At 46.9% G+C, this 17729-nt stretch carries 16 protein-coding genes; 14 read left to right on the top strand and 2 right to left on the bottom strand.

Annotated elements, in window-relative coordinates:
• Nucleotides 1-160 precede the first annotated feature (160 nt).
• Nucleotides 161-1468, bottom strand: coding sequence for an FAD-binding oxidoreductase (locus KU855_RS16925; RefSeq protein WP_218531891.1), 1308 nt, complete (start codon nt 1466-1468; stop codon nt 161-163).
• Nucleotides 1469-1658: 190 nt separating this feature from the next.
• Between KU855_RS16925 and KU855_RS16920 the strand changes: the two genes are divergently transcribed.
• From KU855_RS16920 to KU855_RS16870, 11 genes are all read left to right on the top strand, one after another.
• The gene (locus tag KU855_RS16920) at nt 1659-2207 is read left to right on the top strand and encodes a cupin domain-containing protein (RefSeq protein WP_218531890.1); all 549 of its coding nucleotides are present in this window, start codon (nt 1659-1661) and stop codon (nt 2205-2207) included.
• A gap of 325 nt (nt 2208-2532) precedes the next feature.
• Nucleotides 2533-3297, top strand: a complete 765-nt coding sequence (locus KU855_RS16915; protein WP_218531889.1) for a gamma-glutamyl-gamma-aminobutyrate hydrolase family protein — start codon at nt 2533-2535, stop codon at nt 3295-3297.
• Nucleotide 3298: 1 nt separating this feature from the next.
• Nucleotides 3299-4654, top strand: a complete 1356-nt coding sequence (locus tag KU855_RS16910; protein ID WP_218531887.1) for a glutamine synthetase family protein — start codon at nt 3299-3301, stop codon at nt 4652-4654.
• 281 nt (nt 4655-4935) lie between these two features.
• Complete coding sequence (locus tag KU855_RS16905) at nt 4936-6036, top strand: polyamine ABC transporter substrate-binding protein (RefSeq protein ID WP_218531886.1); 1101 nt, start codon at nt 4936-4938, stop codon at nt 6034-6036.
• 102 nt (nt 6037-6138) lie between these two features.
• Complete coding sequence (gene potA, locus KU855_RS16900) at nt 6139-7269, top strand: polyamine ABC transporter ATP-binding protein (protein WP_218531885.1); 1131 nt, start codon at nt 6139-6141, stop codon at nt 7267-7269.
• Nucleotides 7266-8162 carry an ABC transporter permease subunit gene (locus KU855_RS16895; protein WP_218531882.1) on the top strand — a complete coding sequence of 299 codons (897 nt, stop codon included), beginning with the start codon at nt 7266-7268 and terminating at the stop codon, nt 8160-8162. The genes potA and KU855_RS16895 overlap by 4 nt, the downstream gene beginning before the upstream one ends.
• Complete coding sequence (locus KU855_RS16890) at nt 8162-8974, top strand: ABC transporter permease subunit (protein ID WP_218531880.1); 813 nt, start codon at nt 8162-8164, stop codon at nt 8972-8974. Before KU855_RS16895 ends, KU855_RS16890 begins: the two co-directional genes overlap by 1 nt.
• A 154-nt stretch (nt 8975-9128) precedes the next feature.
• Nucleotides 9129-10415, top strand: a complete 1287-nt coding sequence (locus KU855_RS16885) for an FAD-binding oxidoreductase (protein ID WP_218531877.1) — start codon at nt 9129-9131, stop codon at nt 10413-10415.
• A gap of 27 nt (nt 10416-10442) precedes the next feature.
• Nucleotides 10443-11885 (top strand): NADP-dependent succinate-semialdehyde dehydrogenase, encoded by a 1443-nt coding sequence (gene gabD, locus KU855_RS16880; RefSeq protein WP_218531876.1) that lies wholly within the window; start codon nt 10443-10445, stop codon nt 11883-11885.
• A 41-nt stretch (nt 11886-11926) separates the two neighbouring features.
• Entirely contained in the window at nt 11927-13198 is a 1272-nt protein-coding gene (gabT, locus tag KU855_RS16875) for a 4-aminobutyrate--2-oxoglutarate transaminase (RefSeq protein ID WP_218531874.1), read from the top strand.
• Between the two features lie 69 nt (nt 13199-13267).
• Nucleotides 13268-13744, top strand: coding sequence for a hypothetical protein (locus tag KU855_RS16870; protein WP_218531873.1), 477 nt, complete (start codon nt 13268-13270; stop codon nt 13742-13744).
• Between the two features lie 5 nt (nt 13745-13749).
• On the opposite strand, the gene KU855_RS16865 is transcribed toward KU855_RS16870, so the two are convergent.
• Entirely contained in the window at nt 13750-15354 is a 1605-nt protein-coding gene (locus tag KU855_RS16865) for an ABC-F family ATPase (protein WP_218531871.1), read from the bottom strand.
• A 237-nt stretch (nt 15355-15591) separates the two neighbouring features.
• Between KU855_RS16865 and KU855_RS16860 the strand changes: the two genes are divergently transcribed.
• The 3 genes from KU855_RS16860 to KU855_RS16850 all read left to right on the top strand — a co-directional run bounded on the left by KU855_RS16860 (nt 15592) and on the right by KU855_RS16850 (nt 17524).
• A complete protein-coding gene (locus KU855_RS16860; RefSeq protein WP_218531896.1) occupies nt 15592-16110 on the top strand; it encodes a VF530 family DNA-binding protein in 519 nt (172 codons plus the stop codon).
• A gap of 500 nt (nt 16111-16610) precedes the next feature.
• A complete protein-coding gene (locus KU855_RS19135) occupies nt 16611-16880 on the top strand; it encodes a helix-turn-helix transcriptional regulator (protein WP_371316387.1) in 270 nt (89 codons plus the stop codon).
• Nucleotides 16881-17056: 176 nt separating this feature from the next.
• Complete coding sequence (locus KU855_RS16850; protein WP_218531866.1) at nt 17057-17524, top strand: type II secretion system protein; 468 nt, start codon at nt 17057-17059, stop codon at nt 17522-17524.
• Nucleotides 17525-17729 lie beyond the last annotated feature (205 nt).

Raw genomic sequence — 17729 nt, 5'->3', positions numbered from 1 at the left:
ACGATTGATATGAGTACGCGCCAAAGCTTCTGAAAGTTGCATAAAAAAATCCGATGACAAGGGGTCATCGGATTTTGATCCTTTCAGTGAGATCGTCAAGCGATCTGTCTTAACTGATCGGCATTACAGAATACTGCCTGTTTTTTCATGAGAAATCGCCTTAGAGTTTATCCAGTAATCTGTGATAGAGCATGCCTGCTGCCAATAATGGCGAGCGCAGTGCAGGGCCGCCAGGAAAGGTCATATGATTAATCCCAGCAAAGATATCGAAGCGTTCTGCTTGCGAGGTTAATGCTTCACTGATGAGCTTGGCCGCCATATGGGTCGCGTTGACCCCATGGCCTGCATAGGCCTGGGCAAAATAGATGTTATTGGCATCGGGCAGACGGCCAATTTGGGGTAATCTATTAGCGCCAATGCCGATCATGCCGCCCCATTCATAATCAATGTTCACATTAGCCAACTGCGGAAACACTTTGGCAAGGTTAGGCCTAAGCCGGGCGCTAATGTCTTTAGGATCTTTCCCTGAATATGTACATAAGCCACCAAATAACAGCCGGTTATCTGCGGATAAATGAAAGTAATCTAAGGCGATCCTCAAATCAGCAAAGGACATGTTTTGCGGGATAATATCGGCACATTGGCTCTCTGTGAGAGGTTCAGTGGCCACTAAATAGCTGCCGGCAGGTAGCACTTTGCCACCGACATAGGGCTCGAGCTTATGACCGATATAGGCATTGCCGGCGAGCACCAAAAATTGACAGCTGACTTGGCCGAGGGCGGTTTTGACCACGGGCTTATTGCCTTTGATGATACTGATGGCGGCGCTGTCTTCATACAGTTGCACCCCGAGTTGCTTAGCCACAGCCGCTTCGCCTAAGGCAAGATTGAGTGGATGTAAATGGCCACTGCCCATATCACTCATGGCACCTAGGTACTGAGTGGAGCCGATGACTTCTTGAATACTATGTTGATCATATAGTTTCAGTTCATGGGAATAACCCATGCGCTTGAGATCTTCATAATCTTCATGAATTTCATCCATATGCTTAGGTTTTAAGGCCAGATCGCAATAACCCCAACGTAAATCACAATCGATGTGATGCTCATTGATCCGTTGTTTCACTATATCGACAGCTTCGAATCCCATCAGGGTGATGGCATCGACCCCTTCCGCACCGATTTGGGGTTTGAACTGTTCAATATTATGGCCAATACCGCGGATTAACTCACCCCCATTACGGCCGGAAGCACCCCAACCAATTTTTCTGGCTTCTAATAAAGCCACCTTAAATCCTTTTTGTGCCAGCTCAATCGCCGTATTGATGCCACTAAAGCCCCCACCGACAATCGCCACATCGACATCAATATTTTCTTGTAATTGAGGGTAGTTATCGTGCTTATTGGCGCTGGCTGCGTAAAAGGATGCCGGGTAATTGTCAGAATGGACAGGCGTTTTCGTTAACATGGAGGCTCCGTAGTAGTGACGTTAGAAAACGAACTAATTGTTATTTTATTGGCTTTATTATTGAGGGATAACGCAAAGTGTTCGTTTTTTTTAACACACATTTAGACTAGAATACAAACCAAATCTGTGTTTAGTTAGAGCTAAATGTTATTGAGATGTGACCTTGTCACAATTGGGAGGATATTTCACTTTGGATATTGGACATAATCTTAAGGTGGTCAGAAAGTTAAAAGGCTTATCGCAACGTGAGTTAGCCAAGCGGGCAGGGGTGACCAACAGCACGATTTCTATGATTGAGAAAAATAGTGTCAGTCCTTCAGTCAGTTCGTTAAAAAAGGTCCTTGCGGGGATCCCAATGTCGTTAGTCGAATTTTTCTCTATTGAAGAAGCGCAAACCGCAGAGCCCAAGGTGGTCTATCGCCAAGAAGAGCTGTTAGATATTGGCTCAGGCCCATTGGAATATAAGTTAATTGGCCGTGATTTTCCTAATCGTGCGATGTCGGTCATGTGGGAAACCTATGCCCCAGGTACAGATACGGGGGAGGAGATGTTGCAACATCTCGGCGAGGAAGCGGCATTAGTCATCTCAGGTAAATTAGAATTAACCGTGGGGGATGAGGTGTATATTATTGGTGCTGGCGACAGTTACTATTTTAACAGTGAGCAGCCGCATCGGTTCAGAAACCCTTTCGATGAAGCTTGCCAACTTGTCAGTGCCACCACTCCCGCCAATTTTTAATCACGAGGCTGGACAGTCAGCCTCGCGAGATGCCTGCAGCATAACATTGCCTCTTTTGTAAATAATAATAGCCAAAAACCTTACCAGTACTCTAGATGGGAACCTATTGATTTAGTTGGATAAATCAATATTTTTATCATGCCCAAATACTGACTGCTGTTGAGGGGGTGGAAATATTTACCTTGCAAAAACATAAGGTTACAAAACAACCGTTCGCACCAGTGATTAACATGCCATTAACTTCTTGCTTACCTAAAACTTTCGGTGTAGTGTCTAAAAAAATGAACACCCATTTTTGCCACTTATTACAAAATTAAAGGTATTTATGTTGGAGAGATCGATAGCCTTTGTTGGTGTTACCGCCTGCAATCAAAGGATAGGATTGCAGGACTTTGCCATCACTGGCCATAAGTATTTGCGTGGAATTATTCAGGGGACAGATGCTTGGCCTGTGATCATTCCAAGCCTAGGTGCTGACATACCAATGTCCGCATTGCTCAATCGTCTAGATGGTATTCTGTTCACAGGTTCCCCCTCTAATGTTGAACCTCACCATTATCAAGGCAACGCCAGTACGCCTGGCACATTGCATGATCCACTGCGGGATGCGACCACCTTACCCTTATTAAAATTAGCGATTGATATGGGGATCCCCGTGTTAGCCATTTGTCGAGGATTTCAAGAAATGAATGTGGTGTATGGTGGCAGTTTGCATCAGAAAATTCACGAAGTGCCGAGCTTAAATGATCACCGTGAAGACAAAACGGCCCCGATGGAAATTCAATATGGCTTAGCCCACACAGTGACCTTAGAACCTGGAGGATTGCTTTTTCAGGGCTGGGGCCGCACTCAAGCAGAAGTCAATTCGGTTCATACGCAAGGGGTGGACAGATTAGGGTTGGGATTGCGGCCAGAAGCCTACGCAGACGACGGTTTAATCGAAGCATTTTCTGTCGAACATGCGAAAAATTTCGCCCTAGGAGTGCAATGGCACCCTGAGTGGCAAATTGAAAATAATCCCTTTTACAAGGCGATATTTAGCCAGTTTGGCGCCGCCTGCAATGCCAGAGTTCAACAAAGGAATGCATAAAATGAAGAAGTTAGAAGCTTTTTTGAAAGAGCGAAAAATCACTGAAGTGGAATGTGTGATTAGCGATATGAGTGGTATTTGTCGCGGTAAAATTGCCCCTGTCGACAAATTTATTGACGAAAAGGGCATGCGCTTGCCTGAAAGCGTGTTATTGCAAACCGTGACCGGTGACTATGTGGATGATGAAGATTATTACAATCTGTTGAACGAGGCCGACATCGATTTTATTTGTGTTCCCGATGAAAACGCGGTGTTTATGCTGCCATGGACCGTTGAGGCAACGGCACAAGTGATCCACGATACCTTCGATAAAATGGGCAATCCCATTGAGTTATCGCCGCGTAATGTGTTGAAAAAAGTTCTAAAACTCTACGAAGATAAGGGTTGGGAGCCGGTGATTGCTCCGGAAATGGAATTTTATTTAACCATGCGCTCGGCCGATCCTGATTTACCGTTGCAGCCTCCTGTGGGGCGTAGCGGCCGGGCTGAAACGGGTCGGCAATCGTTTTCTATCGATGCTGCCAATGAATATGATCCCCTGTTCGAAGATATGTATGACTGGTGTGAGGCCCAAGGGTTAGATATTGATACCTTGACCCATGAAGAAGGCACGGCACAAATGGAAATTAACTTCCGTCATGGCCATCCACTAAACCTTGCCGATCAAGTCTTTGTATTTAAACGCACCTTACGTGAAGCCGCACTGAAACACGGTGTTTGCGTGACCTTTATGGCCAAACCTGTGACCGATGAGCCGGGCAGTGCCATGCATTTACATCAGAGCATTATTGAGAAATCGTCAGGAAAGAATATTTTCACCCGTGAAGACGGCACCATGAGCCAAGAATTTTACAGTTATATTGGTGGCTTGCAGCGTTGTTTACCCGAGTTTGTGCCTTTATTAGCGCCTAACGTTAACTCATTCCGTCGTTTCTTACCCGGTACTTCGGCACCGATCAACCTTGAATGGGGTGAAGAAAACCGTACCTGTGGCTTACGTATTCCTGAGTCATCGCCCCAAAATCGTCGCATTGAAAACCGTATTCCTGGCGCAGATGCTAACTGCTATTTAGCGTTTGCGGCGAGTTTACTTTGTGGCTATATCGGCATGGTCGAAGAGCTTAAACCGTCTCAACCGGTGCAAGGGCGTGCCAACGAAAACCGAAGTAGTGCGAGTATTCCTCTGCCGCTTACTCTAGAGGCCGCGTTGGAGGCAATGGAGGAGAGCACCTATTGCCGTAAGTATTTAGGCGATGACTTTACCCAAGGTTTTATTGCGGTGAAACGTGCGGAATTAGCCAATTTCCGCCGAGTGGTGAGTTCGTGGGAACGTGCGTTCCTTTTACTGTCGGTTTAAGAAGATAGACTCACCATTTCAAGTGCTTAGTTAATGTTGCTGCGGCGCATTAATAAGTAGCGTGAACGTTGTGAGTTTGTTATTTTGATCCGTGATTTAATCAAAATAGTCAGGTTTAATGGGCTTGTTTGGCAATGGATGCCAAACAAGCGAAGGCGGTGACGAACTAATGAGATGCGAAGGTGTGGTGTAGCGCAGGGCATAGTTTTTCACATGGGGATTATCCCATGCAATTGCACTACTCAGTGGGAACTTCCCACCAAACACGTAAAGGAGAAAACATGAAGCCATTGTTGAAAATGACATCGGTCGCCCTACTGGCCACTAGCATGTTCGCCGGTATGACTGTTCAAGCCGAGGAAGTGGTTAGGGTATATAACTGGTCAGATTATATTGCCGAAGATACCTTAGATAATTTTCAAAAAGAAACCGGTATCAAGGTGATTTATGATGTGTTTGATAGTAACGAGGTCTTAGAAGCTAAGTTACTCTCGGGTCGTTCTGGTTACGATATCGTCGTCCCTTCTAATAATTTCTTGGCTAAGCAAATCACAGCGGGTGCATTCGCTCCTTTATCACGTGATCAATTAACTAATTATAAAAACTTAGATCCTAAGTTAATGAAACAACTCGAAAAGGCCGATCCAGGTAATCAATACTCGGTGCCCTATTTATGGGGTACTAATGGTATTGGCTATAACGTGGATAAAGTGAAAGCGATCTTAGGCGATGATGCGCCAGTCGATTCATTAGCATTACTCTTTGATCCGCAGTATGCCTCTAAGCTGGCAAGCTGTGGTGTGGTTATGTTGGACTCTGCCGACGATATGTTGCCGCAAGCCTTGATTTATTTAGGGTTAGATCCTAATACCAAGGATCCTGATGACTTTAAGAAAGCCGGTGAAGTATTGATGAAAATTCGTCCCTATGTGACGTATTTCCATTCATCTCGCTATATCTCAGATCTCGCCAATGGCGATGTGTGTGTGGCTTATGGTTTCTCGGGTGACGTATTCCAAGCCGCGGCGCGAGCTGAAGAGGCGGGCACGAATCAAAACATCGCTTATAGTATCCCCAAAGAAGGCGCTAACTTGTGGTTTGACATGTTAGCCATTCCGAATGATGCCACTAATGTAGAAAATGCTCATAAGTTTATCAATTACTTACTGCGTCCAGAAGTGATTGGTGAGATCACCAACTATGTGGCCTACGCCAATCCCAATCCTGCCAGTAATAGCGTTGTCGATGAGGAAGTCCTTAACGATGCGCAAATTTACCCAACCCCAGAAGTTTTAGACCGTTTGTATATTCAAGATGTGCGTGGTCTGAAAGTTCAGCGAGTGATCACTCGTATTTGGAGCCGGGTGAAATCAGGTCAATAGCCATGAACAGGCGGCGAGAGCCGCCTGTTTTCCTCAACGAGTCACGAGTGAACTTAATGTAACGCGGCGTCAGATCGCGATACGCGAGTGCGGAGACAGTAAATGCCTAATACTACAGACATACCGACGAAACCTAAGGCGGCCGCCGAGGTGTTGTTAAAAATAGATCGGGTCAGTAAGTTATTCGATGATGTAAGGGCGGTTGATGATGTGTCATTGACCATTAATAAACGTGAAATCTTTGCGTTGTTAGGTGGTTCAGGCTCAGGTAAATCGACCTTATTACGCATGCTGGCAGGTTTTGAAAAGCCCAGCGAAGGCCGGATATATCTCGATGGTCAAGACATAACTGATCTGCCTCCCTATGAGCGTCCCATCAATATGATGTTTCAGTCATATGCACTTTTTCCGCATATGACAGTTGCTGACAATATTGCCTTCGGGCTCAAACAAGATAAATTACCGAAGCAAGAAATTGATGAACGGGTGCAGGAAATGCTCAAACTAGTGCATATGGAATCATATGCCAAGCGTAAGCCCAATCAATTATCGGGTGGGCAACGCCAGCGAGTGGCCTTAGCTCGTTCGTTAGCGAAACGGCCTAAATTGTTATTGCTCGATGAGCCGATGGGCGCATTAGATAAAAAGTTGCGGACCCAAATGCAATTAGAAGTAGTGGAAATTCTTGAGCGGGTAGGCGTGACTTGCGTAATGGTGACCCATGATCAAGAAGAAGCCATGACCATGGCTGAGCGTATTGCGGTGATGTCCGATGGCTGGATAGCGCAAATTGGCTCACCGATGGATATTTATGAAAGCCCCAATAGCCGAATGATTGCCGAATTTATTGGCACGGTGAATTTATTCGAAGGGGACATCAGCGTCGATGAAGTTGACCATGTGGTGATTGACTCAACCAGTTTACCGAACCAGTTTTATGTGGGCTACGGGGTCTCGACCAGTGTGAATGACAAGCATGTATGGTTAGCTGTGCGGCCTGAAAAAACCTTAATCAGCCGTGAAATCCCCGAAGGCAAATATAATTGGGCCAAGGGCGTGGTGCATGATATTGCCTATTTAGGCGGTATTTCCGTGTTTTATATTAAGCTTGCCAACCAACAAATTGTGCAATGCAGCATGACGAACCGTGACCGCCGATCGGATAACCCCACTTGGGATGATGAGGTCTATATCAGCTGGGAGGACACCAGTGGCGTGGTGTTACGCTCATGAAAAAACTCAAGCGCTTTTTTAAGGGGCGCCATCTCACTTTAGGTGCGCCGTATTTGTGGTTATTGCTATTTTTTGCATTACCCTTTGCGATTGTATTTAAGATCAGTTTATCGACGGCGGCGATTGCTATTCCGCCCTATGAACCGAGCTTTTTCTTCAGCGACGATATATTGCAAATCGTGTTGAATTTCAGCAACTACTTATTGTTGCTTGATGATTCCATGTATTACATGTCATACATAAATTCGTTGAAGATGGCCTTCATTTCTACTTTGGGCTGCCTCATATTAGGGTATCCGATGGCCTATGCCATCGCTCGAGCACCAGCCAAAATGCAAACCGTATTGTTGTTGCTGGTGATGTTACCCTCGTGGACGTCTTTTCTTATCCGGGTGTATGCTTGGATGGGCCTGCTCAGTAACACTGGCGTGATCAATAACTTCCTATTATGGCTGGGGGTGATCAGTGAACCGTTACAGATCCTCAATACCAATATCGCTGTGTACATAGGTATTATTTACGCGTATTTGCCGTTTATGATTTTGCCGTTGTACGCCAACTTAGTAAAACTCGATATGAGTCTGCTTGAGGCGGCTTCTGATCTCGGTTCTCGCTCTATCAATACGTTCTGGAAAATTACGTTGCCCTTATCTAAAGGTGGAGTGATTGCCGGCTCGATGTTGGTGTTTATTCCTGCGGTGGGTGAGTTCGTTATTCCTGAACTGTTAGGCGGTCCTGACTCCTTAATGATAGGCAAGGTATTGTGGCAAGAATTCTTCAATAACCGTGACTGGCCGGTGGCGTCATCCTTGGCCATCGTGATGCTGGCCCTGTTGATTATTCCGATCACCTTGTTCCATCGGTATCAGTCTAAGTCTATGGAGCACAATTGATGAAAAAATTTAGCTTTTCTACCACCATGCTCTGGGTCGGGTTAGTCTTTTTGTATGCGCCGATGCTGATCTTGATCATCTATTCATTTAATGACTCTAAGTTGGTGACGGTTTGGGGTGGTTTTTCCATTAAATGGTATTTCGAGTTATTTAAAGATCAGCAAATCTTAGATGCGGTGTGGGTTAGTTTACAAATAGCCTTCTACAGTGCGTCGATGGCGGTGATCATCGGCACCATGGCTGCCTTTGTGATGACACGATTTAGACGTTCGTGGGCCAAACTGACTTTATCAAATATGATCACTGCACCGTTAGTTATGCCTGAAGTGATTACCGGTCTGTCATTGATGCTGCTGTTTGTGCACATGGCCGATTTGATAGGTTGGCCGTTAGAGCGTGGCCGCATGACGATTTGGATTGCTCACTCCACTTTCTGTGCTGCCTATGTGGCGGTGGTGGTCTCTTCACGGTTGCGAGAGCTTGATATGTCTATTGAAGAAGCCGCAATGGACTTAGGCGCCGGTCCTTTTAAAACCTTTATGCAGATAACGGTACCTATGATCACCCCGGCATTAGTGGCCGGATGGTTATTATCTTTCAGTTTATCGCTCGATGATTTAGTGATTGCCAGTTTTGCCTCGGGTCCTGGGGCAACGACCTTGCCGATGGTGGTGTTTTCGTCGGTGCGCCTTGGGGTGTCACCTAAGATTAATGCGCTCGCCACCCTGATCATTCTGGTGGTGGCCATCATAGCTTTCATCTCATGGTATATGGCCGTCAGGGCGGACAAAAAACTTAAAATGACGCCCTAATTTTTGCCAAGCCATAACAACACCTTAATGTTTTAAATACTTTACATTAAGGTGTTTTTTTTGTCTTGCAGACTGGTTTTTAACCAGGCTTGGGTGTAATGTGAATTCAGTGTTAAAAATAATAAACATAAGAAATTGAGGATTCAAGGCTATCATGACAGCACTTCCCCACACTTCATCGTATTACGCTGCATCAGCAAAACCGTTCGAATTACAGGCGCAATTAACCGAAAGCATTGAGGCTGATGTGTGCATAATTGGCGCGGGTTATACCGGATTATCTTCGGCGATTCATTTATTGGAATCTGGCTTGAGTGTGGTGGTACTCGAAGCCGCTAGGATTGGTTTTGGCGCATCCGGCCGTAATGGTGGCCAGATAGTGAATAGCTTTAGTCGCGATATTGACAGCATTGAGCGGACTGTTGGCAAAGAGAATGCGCGCATTTTTGGTGAAATGGCGTTTGAAGGTGGCCGGATTATTCGGCGCTTGGTCAAGGATTATCAGATTGATTGTGATCTCAAAGATGGCGGGGTGTTTGCGGCATTGAATAGCAAGCAAATGCACCATCTTGAAGATCAAAAAGCCTTGTGGGAGCGCCATGGTCATCACGGCTGGTTGGAGTTGATGGATAACAACGGCATCGCCAAAGTTGTTGGCACCGATGTGTACACCGGCGGCTTATTAGACAAGTCAGGTGGCCATATTCATCCGTTAAATTTGGCCTTGGGTGAAGCACAAGCTGTGCTGTCCTTGGGGGGTAAGATGTATGAAGACTCCGCGGTGGTTGATATTGTTCAAGGCGAACCGGCAGTAGTCAAAACAGCCAAGGGCCAAGTGAAAGCCAAGTATGTGATTGTTGCAGGTAACGCTTACCTCAGTAATCTCTTGCCACAATTACAAGCCAAATCGATGCCTTGTGGCACTCAAGTTATCACCACAGAGCCATTAAGTGACGAGGTCGCTCAACGGTTATTGCCGCAGGATTATTGTGTAGAAGATTGTAATTACCTCTTAGATTACTATCGCTTATCGGCGGATAATCGTCTGATTTATGGCGGTGGAGTGGTCTATGGGGCTCGCGATCCGGCGGATATTGAAGCCATTATTCGCCCCAAGATGCTCAAAACCTTTCCGGAGTTAGCATCAGTAAAGATTGACTTTGCGTGGACCGGTAATTTTTTATTGACCTTGTCACGCTTGCCTCAAATGGGGCGGATTGGCACGAATATCTATTACTCGCAAGGGTGCAGTGGTCATGGCGTGACGTATACCCATTTAGCGGGGAAAGTCTTGAGTGAAGTGATTAATGCTCACGCCACACGATTCGATGCCTTTGCGCAATTACCCCATTATCCATTTCCTGGAGGACATGCCTTACGGGTGCCATTTTCAGCCATTGGGGCTTGGTATTACAGCTTACGCGATAAATTGGGTGTGTGATTTATCACCAATTCTTTAGGAGTAAACATGAAGCTCAGCTATTCAGCATTATTTAAGCAACAGTGTTATATCAATGGCCAATGGCGTGATAGTGATACAGGGGAAACCATCAGTGTCACTAATCCGGCCACCCATGAGGTGTTAGGCTCTGTGCCTAACATGGGCTTATGGGAAACCCGCGCGGCCATTGACGCCGCCAATGATGCTTTACCGGCATGGCGGGCGAAAACCGCCAAAGAGCGCAGTCAAATATTGCGGCGTTGGTTTGAGCTGATCATGCAACACCAAGAAGATTTGGCGCAGCTAATGACCACTGAGCAAGGCAAACCATTGGCTGAAGCGCGAGGTGAAATCGCCTATGCCGCGTCCTTTATTGAATGGTTTAGCGAAGAAGGTAAGCGCATTTATGGTGATACTATTCCAGGGCATCAAGGGGACAAACGTATCACAGTGATCAAACAACCTGTCGGGGTGACGGCCGCCATTACACCATGGAATTTCCCTGCGGCGATGATCACCCGTAAGGTGGCGCCGGCGTTAGCTGCCGGTTGCACCATGGTCGTCAAGCCTGCGCACCAAACCCCATTTAGTGCTTTTGCGCTGGTGCAACTGGCCCATGAAGCGGGAGTCCCTGCTGGCGTGCTGAGTGTGCTCACCGGGGATGCCAAAGCCATCGGTGATGAGTTATGTAGCAATCCGATTGTGCGCAAATTATCGTTCACGGGCTCCACTGGGGTGGGAATTAAACTCATGGCACAATGCGCCCCAACGTTAAAGAAGCTGTCGTTGGAGCTCGGTGGTAATGCGCCCTTTATTGTTTTTGATGATGCCGATCTCGATGCTGCGGTGGCCGGGGCCATGATTTCTAAGTATCGCAATGCGGGTCAAACCTGTGTTTGTGCTAATCGTATTTATGTGCAATCGGGAGTGTATGAGGCGTTTGCCGATAAATTAGCCTTGGCGGTGGCCGAATTGACATTAGGAAATGGCATGGATGAAGGGGTCACGACGGGGCCATTAATCGATGACAATGCGGTGAAAAAAGTCCAACAGCATTTACAAAATGCGTTAGAAAATGGTGCCCGCTTGGTGAGCGGCGGTCATCGATTAGAAGGCACCTATTTTGAGCCGACTATTATTACCGGCGTCACGCGCGAGATGCTGGTCGCAAAAGAAGAGACGTTTGGCCCGTTAGCCCCGTTATTTAAGTTTGACAGCGAAGCGGAGGTGATTGAGCAAGCCAATGATACTGAGTTTGGCTTAGCGGCGTATTTTTATAGTCGTGATATTAGCCGAGTGCATCGAGTGGCGGAAGCGTTGGAATATGGCATGGTCGGGATTAATACCGGCCTTATTTCCACCGAAGTCGCGCCTTTTGGTGGCGTCAAATCCTCAGGGCTTGGCCGCGAAGGCTCAAAGTATGGCATTGAAGAATATCTTGAAATGAAATATTTGTGTTTATCGATTTAATGCTTAGTTAGCGGGTGTCGTCGCTTGCCAAGGAGATAGCAATGACGAGTAATAATGAATTAATGGCACGGCGCCAAGCCGCGGTGGCTGGTGGCGTTGGGCAGATCCATCCTGTCTACGTCGAGCGCGCAGAAAACGCCAAGGTATGGGATGTCGAAGGCCGTGAATATTTAGATTTTGCCGGTGGAATTGCCGTGCTCAATACTGGCCATTTACACCCTAAGGTGGTTGACGCTGTGACCCAGCAGTTGGGCGCGTTTTCGCATACTTGTTTTATGGTGTTGGGGTATGAGTCTTATATTGAGGTCTGTGAAAAACTCAATCAGAAGGTGCCTGGAAATTTTGCGAAAAAATCGGCTCTATTTACCAGCGGTTCCGAAGCCGTAGAAAACGCCGTTAAAGTGGCGCGAGCTTATACTAAGCGTGCTGGAGTGATTGCCTTTACCTCCGGTTACCATGGTCGCACCATGGCCACTTTAGCCCTCACAGGTAAAGTGGCACCTTATAGTAAGGGCATGGGCTTGATGCAGGCGAATGTCTTTCGCGCCCAGTATCCCTGTGCATTACATGGCGTGAGTGATGAAGATGCCTTGGTATCTATTGAGCGTATTTTTAAGAACGATGCGGAGCCCAGTGATATTGCCGCGATTATCTTAGAGCCAGTGCAAGGTGAAGGGGGCTTTTATGCGGCCTCACCGAGCTTTATGCAGGCATTAAGGCAATTATGCGATCGCGAAGGCATTATGCTGATTGCCGATGAAGTGCAAACTGGCGCTGGGCGCACTGGAACGTTTTTTGCCATGGAGCAAATGGGAGTTGCTGCGGATATTACCACCTTTGCGAAGTCGATTGCGGGCGGTTTCCCGCTGGCGGGGATCACGGGCAGGGCTGAAGTGATGGATGCCATCGGTCCCGGTGGTTTGGGCGGTACCTATGGCGGTCATCCTTTGGCCTGCGCCGCCGCATTAGCCGTGCTTGAGGTGTTTGAACAAGAGGATTTGCTTGAGCGTGCCAATCTCGTCGGCCGGCAAATTAAGCAGCGATTATGCCAATTACAGGCCGAGCAGCCCATCATTGCCGATGTCCGTGGTCTCGGCGCTATGGTCGCACTCGAACTGATTGAACATGGCCAACCTAAGCCAGAATATTGCGCTAAGATCATCGCCAGTGCACGAGCTAAAGGGCTTATCCTGTTGTCGTGTGGTACCTATGGTAACGTGTTACGTATCTTGGTACCGTTAACCGTCAGTGATGCCGACTTGCAACGGGGCATGGATATTATTGCTGAGTGTTTTGCTGAGTTAATGTCATAATCCCCTTTTGATATCTCAGTAAGATCATCCATTAACCAGCTGCGGCTGGTTTTTTTATAGGAAACGCCGATGCTAACCTGGCGGCAAGTCAAGCAGATGATGACCTCAACAGCGCTTAACCATGGCGCACCAGCGTTTGTGGCAGTGGATTATTGTTTACTTCATCCTGATGGCGAGTTTCACAGTTACTTTGTGGGAGCCGCAGGCGGTGGTGAAATACGTCTATTATTTTGTGCAGGCAGTCTAGATGAGGTGCTGAGCGTTGAAATGATGCAGGGCTCGGCGGAGGCGTTAGTCGTATGGTTTGCGGAACTCAAGCAATGCCGTTTTATCGATGTACGCCACCAAGCGATAGCATGTCACACAGGAGTTAGTCCCATTGACGATTGGCAGGCTTGTGAACAATTACCTATCTTGGCGCTATTAGCGCAATTAGTCCCTGAACGCGCCTATGCTGGGCACGGGAAGTTAACCGCTGCCCATTATAATCAAGCCGTGGCGCTGATTGCTGCCTTGAGTCAATCAGCGCCATTACTGCCAAGCTGAGTTAGTTAAGCACTTAAGGCCAAAGCGGCTTGACTGGCTAAATACTCATCAAAGGTGCCTTGGAAATTGATCAGCTGTTTATCTTTAATATCAATAATTCGGGTCGCCAACGATGACACAAATTCACGATCGTGACTGACGAATATTAATGTTCCCTCAAACAGTTTCAATGCAAAATTAAGTGCTTCAATGGCTTCCATATCCATGTGGTTTGTTGGCTCATCCATAATGAGCACGTTGATATCCATCATCATTAATTTGCCGAATAGTAGGCGGTTTTTTTCACCCCCTGAGCAATTCTTGGCTTTCTTATTGGCGTCATCTTCGGTGAATAACAGACGTCCGAGCATGGCTCTTACCATCAAGTCATTGTGTTTAGGTGTACGCCACTGGCTCATCCAGTCAAATAAACTTAAATCATTATCGAAATCACGGCTACTATCTTGCGGGCAATAGCCGATAGAGGCATTCTCTGACCACTTCATCACCCCAGTTTGGTGGGATAATTCATTCATTAAACAACGTAGCAGGGTAGTTTTGCCCACACCGTTCTCACCAATGATCGCCAGCTTAGCGCCAGCCTCTAAAATCAGCTCACCACCAGAAAATAAGGTATCACCATCAAAACCATGACCAAAGTTTTCAAGCACTAAGGCCTGACGGTGCATCTTCTTAGATTCTGTGAATCGTAACGACGGCGTGACGCGACTGGAAGATTTCACTTCATCGAGCTTAATCTTATCCATCCGCTTAGCCCGTGAACTGGCCTGTTTGGCCTTGGAAGCATTGGCGCCAAAGCGGTTGACGAAGTCTTGCAGTTCTTCGATTTCGGCACTCTTTTTGGCATTCCCCGCCAGCAGTTGCTCGCGTAATAAACTGGATTGAGCGAGGAAATACTCATAATTACCTGGATAGATCCGCAGCTCACCGTAATCGATATCGGCCATATGGGTACATACAGAGTTAAGGAAGTGACGATCATGGGAGATGATGATCATGGTGCACTTACGTTGATTTAACTCAGAAGCCAACCAAGAAATCGTGTGGATGTCGAGGTTGTTGGTAGGTTCATCAAGTAACAAGATATCTGGATTAGCAAATAGGGCTTGTGCTAATAACACCCGTAGTTTCCAACCGGGAGCCACTTGTTGCATCAGGCCAAAGTGAAGCTCTTCAGCAATACCAGCCTCTAGCAAGATCTCGCCGGCACGACTTTCGGCGCTATAACCATCCATTTCGGCAAATTGTACTTCGAGTTCAGCGACGGCCATGCCATCTTCTTCAGTCATTTCAGCTTTAGCATAAATGCGCTCGCGGGCTTGTTTGACTTTCCATAGTTTAACATCCCCCATGATCACCGCATCGATCACTGAATATTGCTCAAAGGCAAATTGATCTTGGCTCAAGGTGCCGACTTTAAGGCCGGGCGTCACCGAGACATTACCTGAGCTTGGCGCTAAGGCACCACTAAGAATTTTCATGAAGGTCGATTTACCGCAGCCATTTGCCCCGATGAGACCATAACGGTTTCCATGGCCAAATTTGGCCGAGATATTTTCAAACAGGGGTTCGGCGCCGAACTGCATTGTAATGTTAGCGGTTGATATCAAGACGGTGTTCCAAGGATAAAGGGCAGGTAGGTGAAAGTGAACTTTCCCAGACATGCAAGGGTGAATAGGATGACGACAAAGCGCGGGAGTATACAGAAACTGTGGGGATAATGTAAGCACAGAGGAATTTATCCTACCTAATATGAGCAAGCTGCTAAGCTATTTGTTATCATGCGCGCAGATGACAGTGGCGATGACGTTTAGCTCGCTCAGTGAGTATTACTTTTTGGACATATGATGATCGAATTACAGCAAAACAATCCCCTGCACGGCCTGAAATTAGAGGTATTACTGACTGAAGTGGTGGATTTTTACGGATGGCCAATTTTATACGCCGCATTAAAATTGCAGTGTTTTAAGACCAACCCAAGCATTGAGAGTAGCGTTAAGTTTTTAAAGAAAACCGAATGGGCTCGGGAGAAACTGGAAAACTTTTACCTGTATCGCTTTAAGCGCATGCCAAGACCGACGGCGGCGCAATATGTGCTAAAACCTCGTGAGCGTGGCTTTATGGATGGGGTGATCCCGAAACCAGCCTTACCGCTGACCTTAGAAAAAATTGCCGAAATGCAGGCGAAAGCTGAAGCCGATTATCAAGCGAATGGCCGTAACAAGGTGTATCCAGGGAAACAGAGTCGCCAAGGCCATAAGCCAAATGCTGGCGCTTCGCGCTCAGGGGCTGGTCGCCAGCGTGCTGAACGGCAAGACAGTTCAGCTTCCAGTGGCAATGACAACAACCCTTGGGGCCGCCATTAAGTCCAGTCGATGTATTTGCGATTAAGTTAATTAAAACCGCCAGTTGGCGGTTTTTTTGTCGTCAATTGGCTGAGTCATGTCCGCAGGACAGACCCTTAGCCATAATTCCTGGGATCTGCCCACGTAGATTTAAGCTGCCAGTGTGTATTGCTCTTAAACTCTTCAAGGATGACAGCGCCATGCCTTAGCTGAAAGCAGTCATTGGTTGGCACTGCCGGATTATCTGGAACTTAACGCCGAAGATGCCTTGGCCCGAAACGCTGGCGCTGAGGCTCAAGGCTGGCGACAAAGCGCCTAGCCCATAGTGCGAAAATTGAACGGCAGTCAGATCTGACTAAATCCCGAGCAATTGAGGCCATTGTGCTTAAGCAAAGAGGGGAAGTTGATAAGGCTCGCGAGACTTTGAATCGAATGTTAGATATGCCCGGCTCAAGGTTTTATCCGAGTCTTCATTGATGCCTGCAACACGATGATATCTCAGCTTAGACAACACAGCGCTGATGTTCGTGAGTATCCGCAGTTTGCGGAACTGCTGGAGACGTTGGAGCAGGGCATTTAGGTCAATCCCGGACTTGGTTTCAGCGAACTTGGACTGTCACACACACGGTCAAATAGCCCCTCTGCTGGCCCGCGGATTGAGCAATAAACAGATAAGCCAACACCTTGGGAACTCAAGCAATACCGTGAAGTTTCATCTGAAAAGCCTGTTCAGCAAGTTGAAAGTGACTCCCCGCGCGGAGGCTGTCTTTGTGTTGCATCCGTATCTTTAAAGATTTAACTAACATATTGACGGTGTCGGATAATTGACTCGCCACAGCGCGTTTCTTAATCAAGAAATAGATGTGGCCGTGATTCGTGTCACGTTTGCTTGGTTATTCCGCCCGAGGTCAACAATCACGAGCGTATAATCCGTCGGCTTATTTACCCAGTTGTTAGAGGTGTTGTTTTGAAAAAGCAAAATGGTTTTACCCTGATTGAGCTCGTCGTTGTCATTATTATCTTGGGCATTCTGGCTGTTGTTGCTGCCCCTAAGTTTATTAACCTGTCTGATGATGCGGAATTGTCTGCTGCCCAGGGGACTGCGGGTGCTCTGACATCGGCAGTCTCTTTAGTGCATTCCAAGTATCAAATTAACGGTGCTACTGCTAATAAGGTGGTAGTGGCTGAAAACGGCGGCACTAAAGTTGAAGTTACTGTGAATAGTGCAGGTTACCCTACCTTCCCAGAAGGTGAGTTAAACAGTGTAATGGAAGTGCCAGATGGGTACATCTATAGCGCTGATGGTGATGAAGTTCTGTTAGCTAAAGGCACTGATCCAGTAAAATGTGCCGTGTTGTACAAATCTGCCGATGCAACAGTAATTTCTGGTTGCGGTGAAGACGCGCCTAAACTGACGGCCGTTCCAGCGCCTTAAATTACGCTAGAAAATTTCGGATTTGCTTTCAGACCCGATGGTTATGCCCATCGGGTTTAATTAGATGGTCCGCCTCATCCCTAAGCTAAGCTTAGGGTTAGGCAAACAAAGAGGCGAACCATCATGTCTACTATTAAAGTAATTGGGATCGATTTAGGCAAATCTTCTTTTCATCTTGTTGCTCATGACTATAGCGGTCGAGAGC

The organism is Shewanella sp. NIFS-20-20, assembly GCF_019209865.1.
Classification (GTDB): domain Bacteria; phylum Pseudomonadota; class Gammaproteobacteria; order Enterobacterales; family Shewanellaceae; genus Shewanella.
This window is presented reverse-complemented; position numbering and strand designations above follow the sequence as displayed.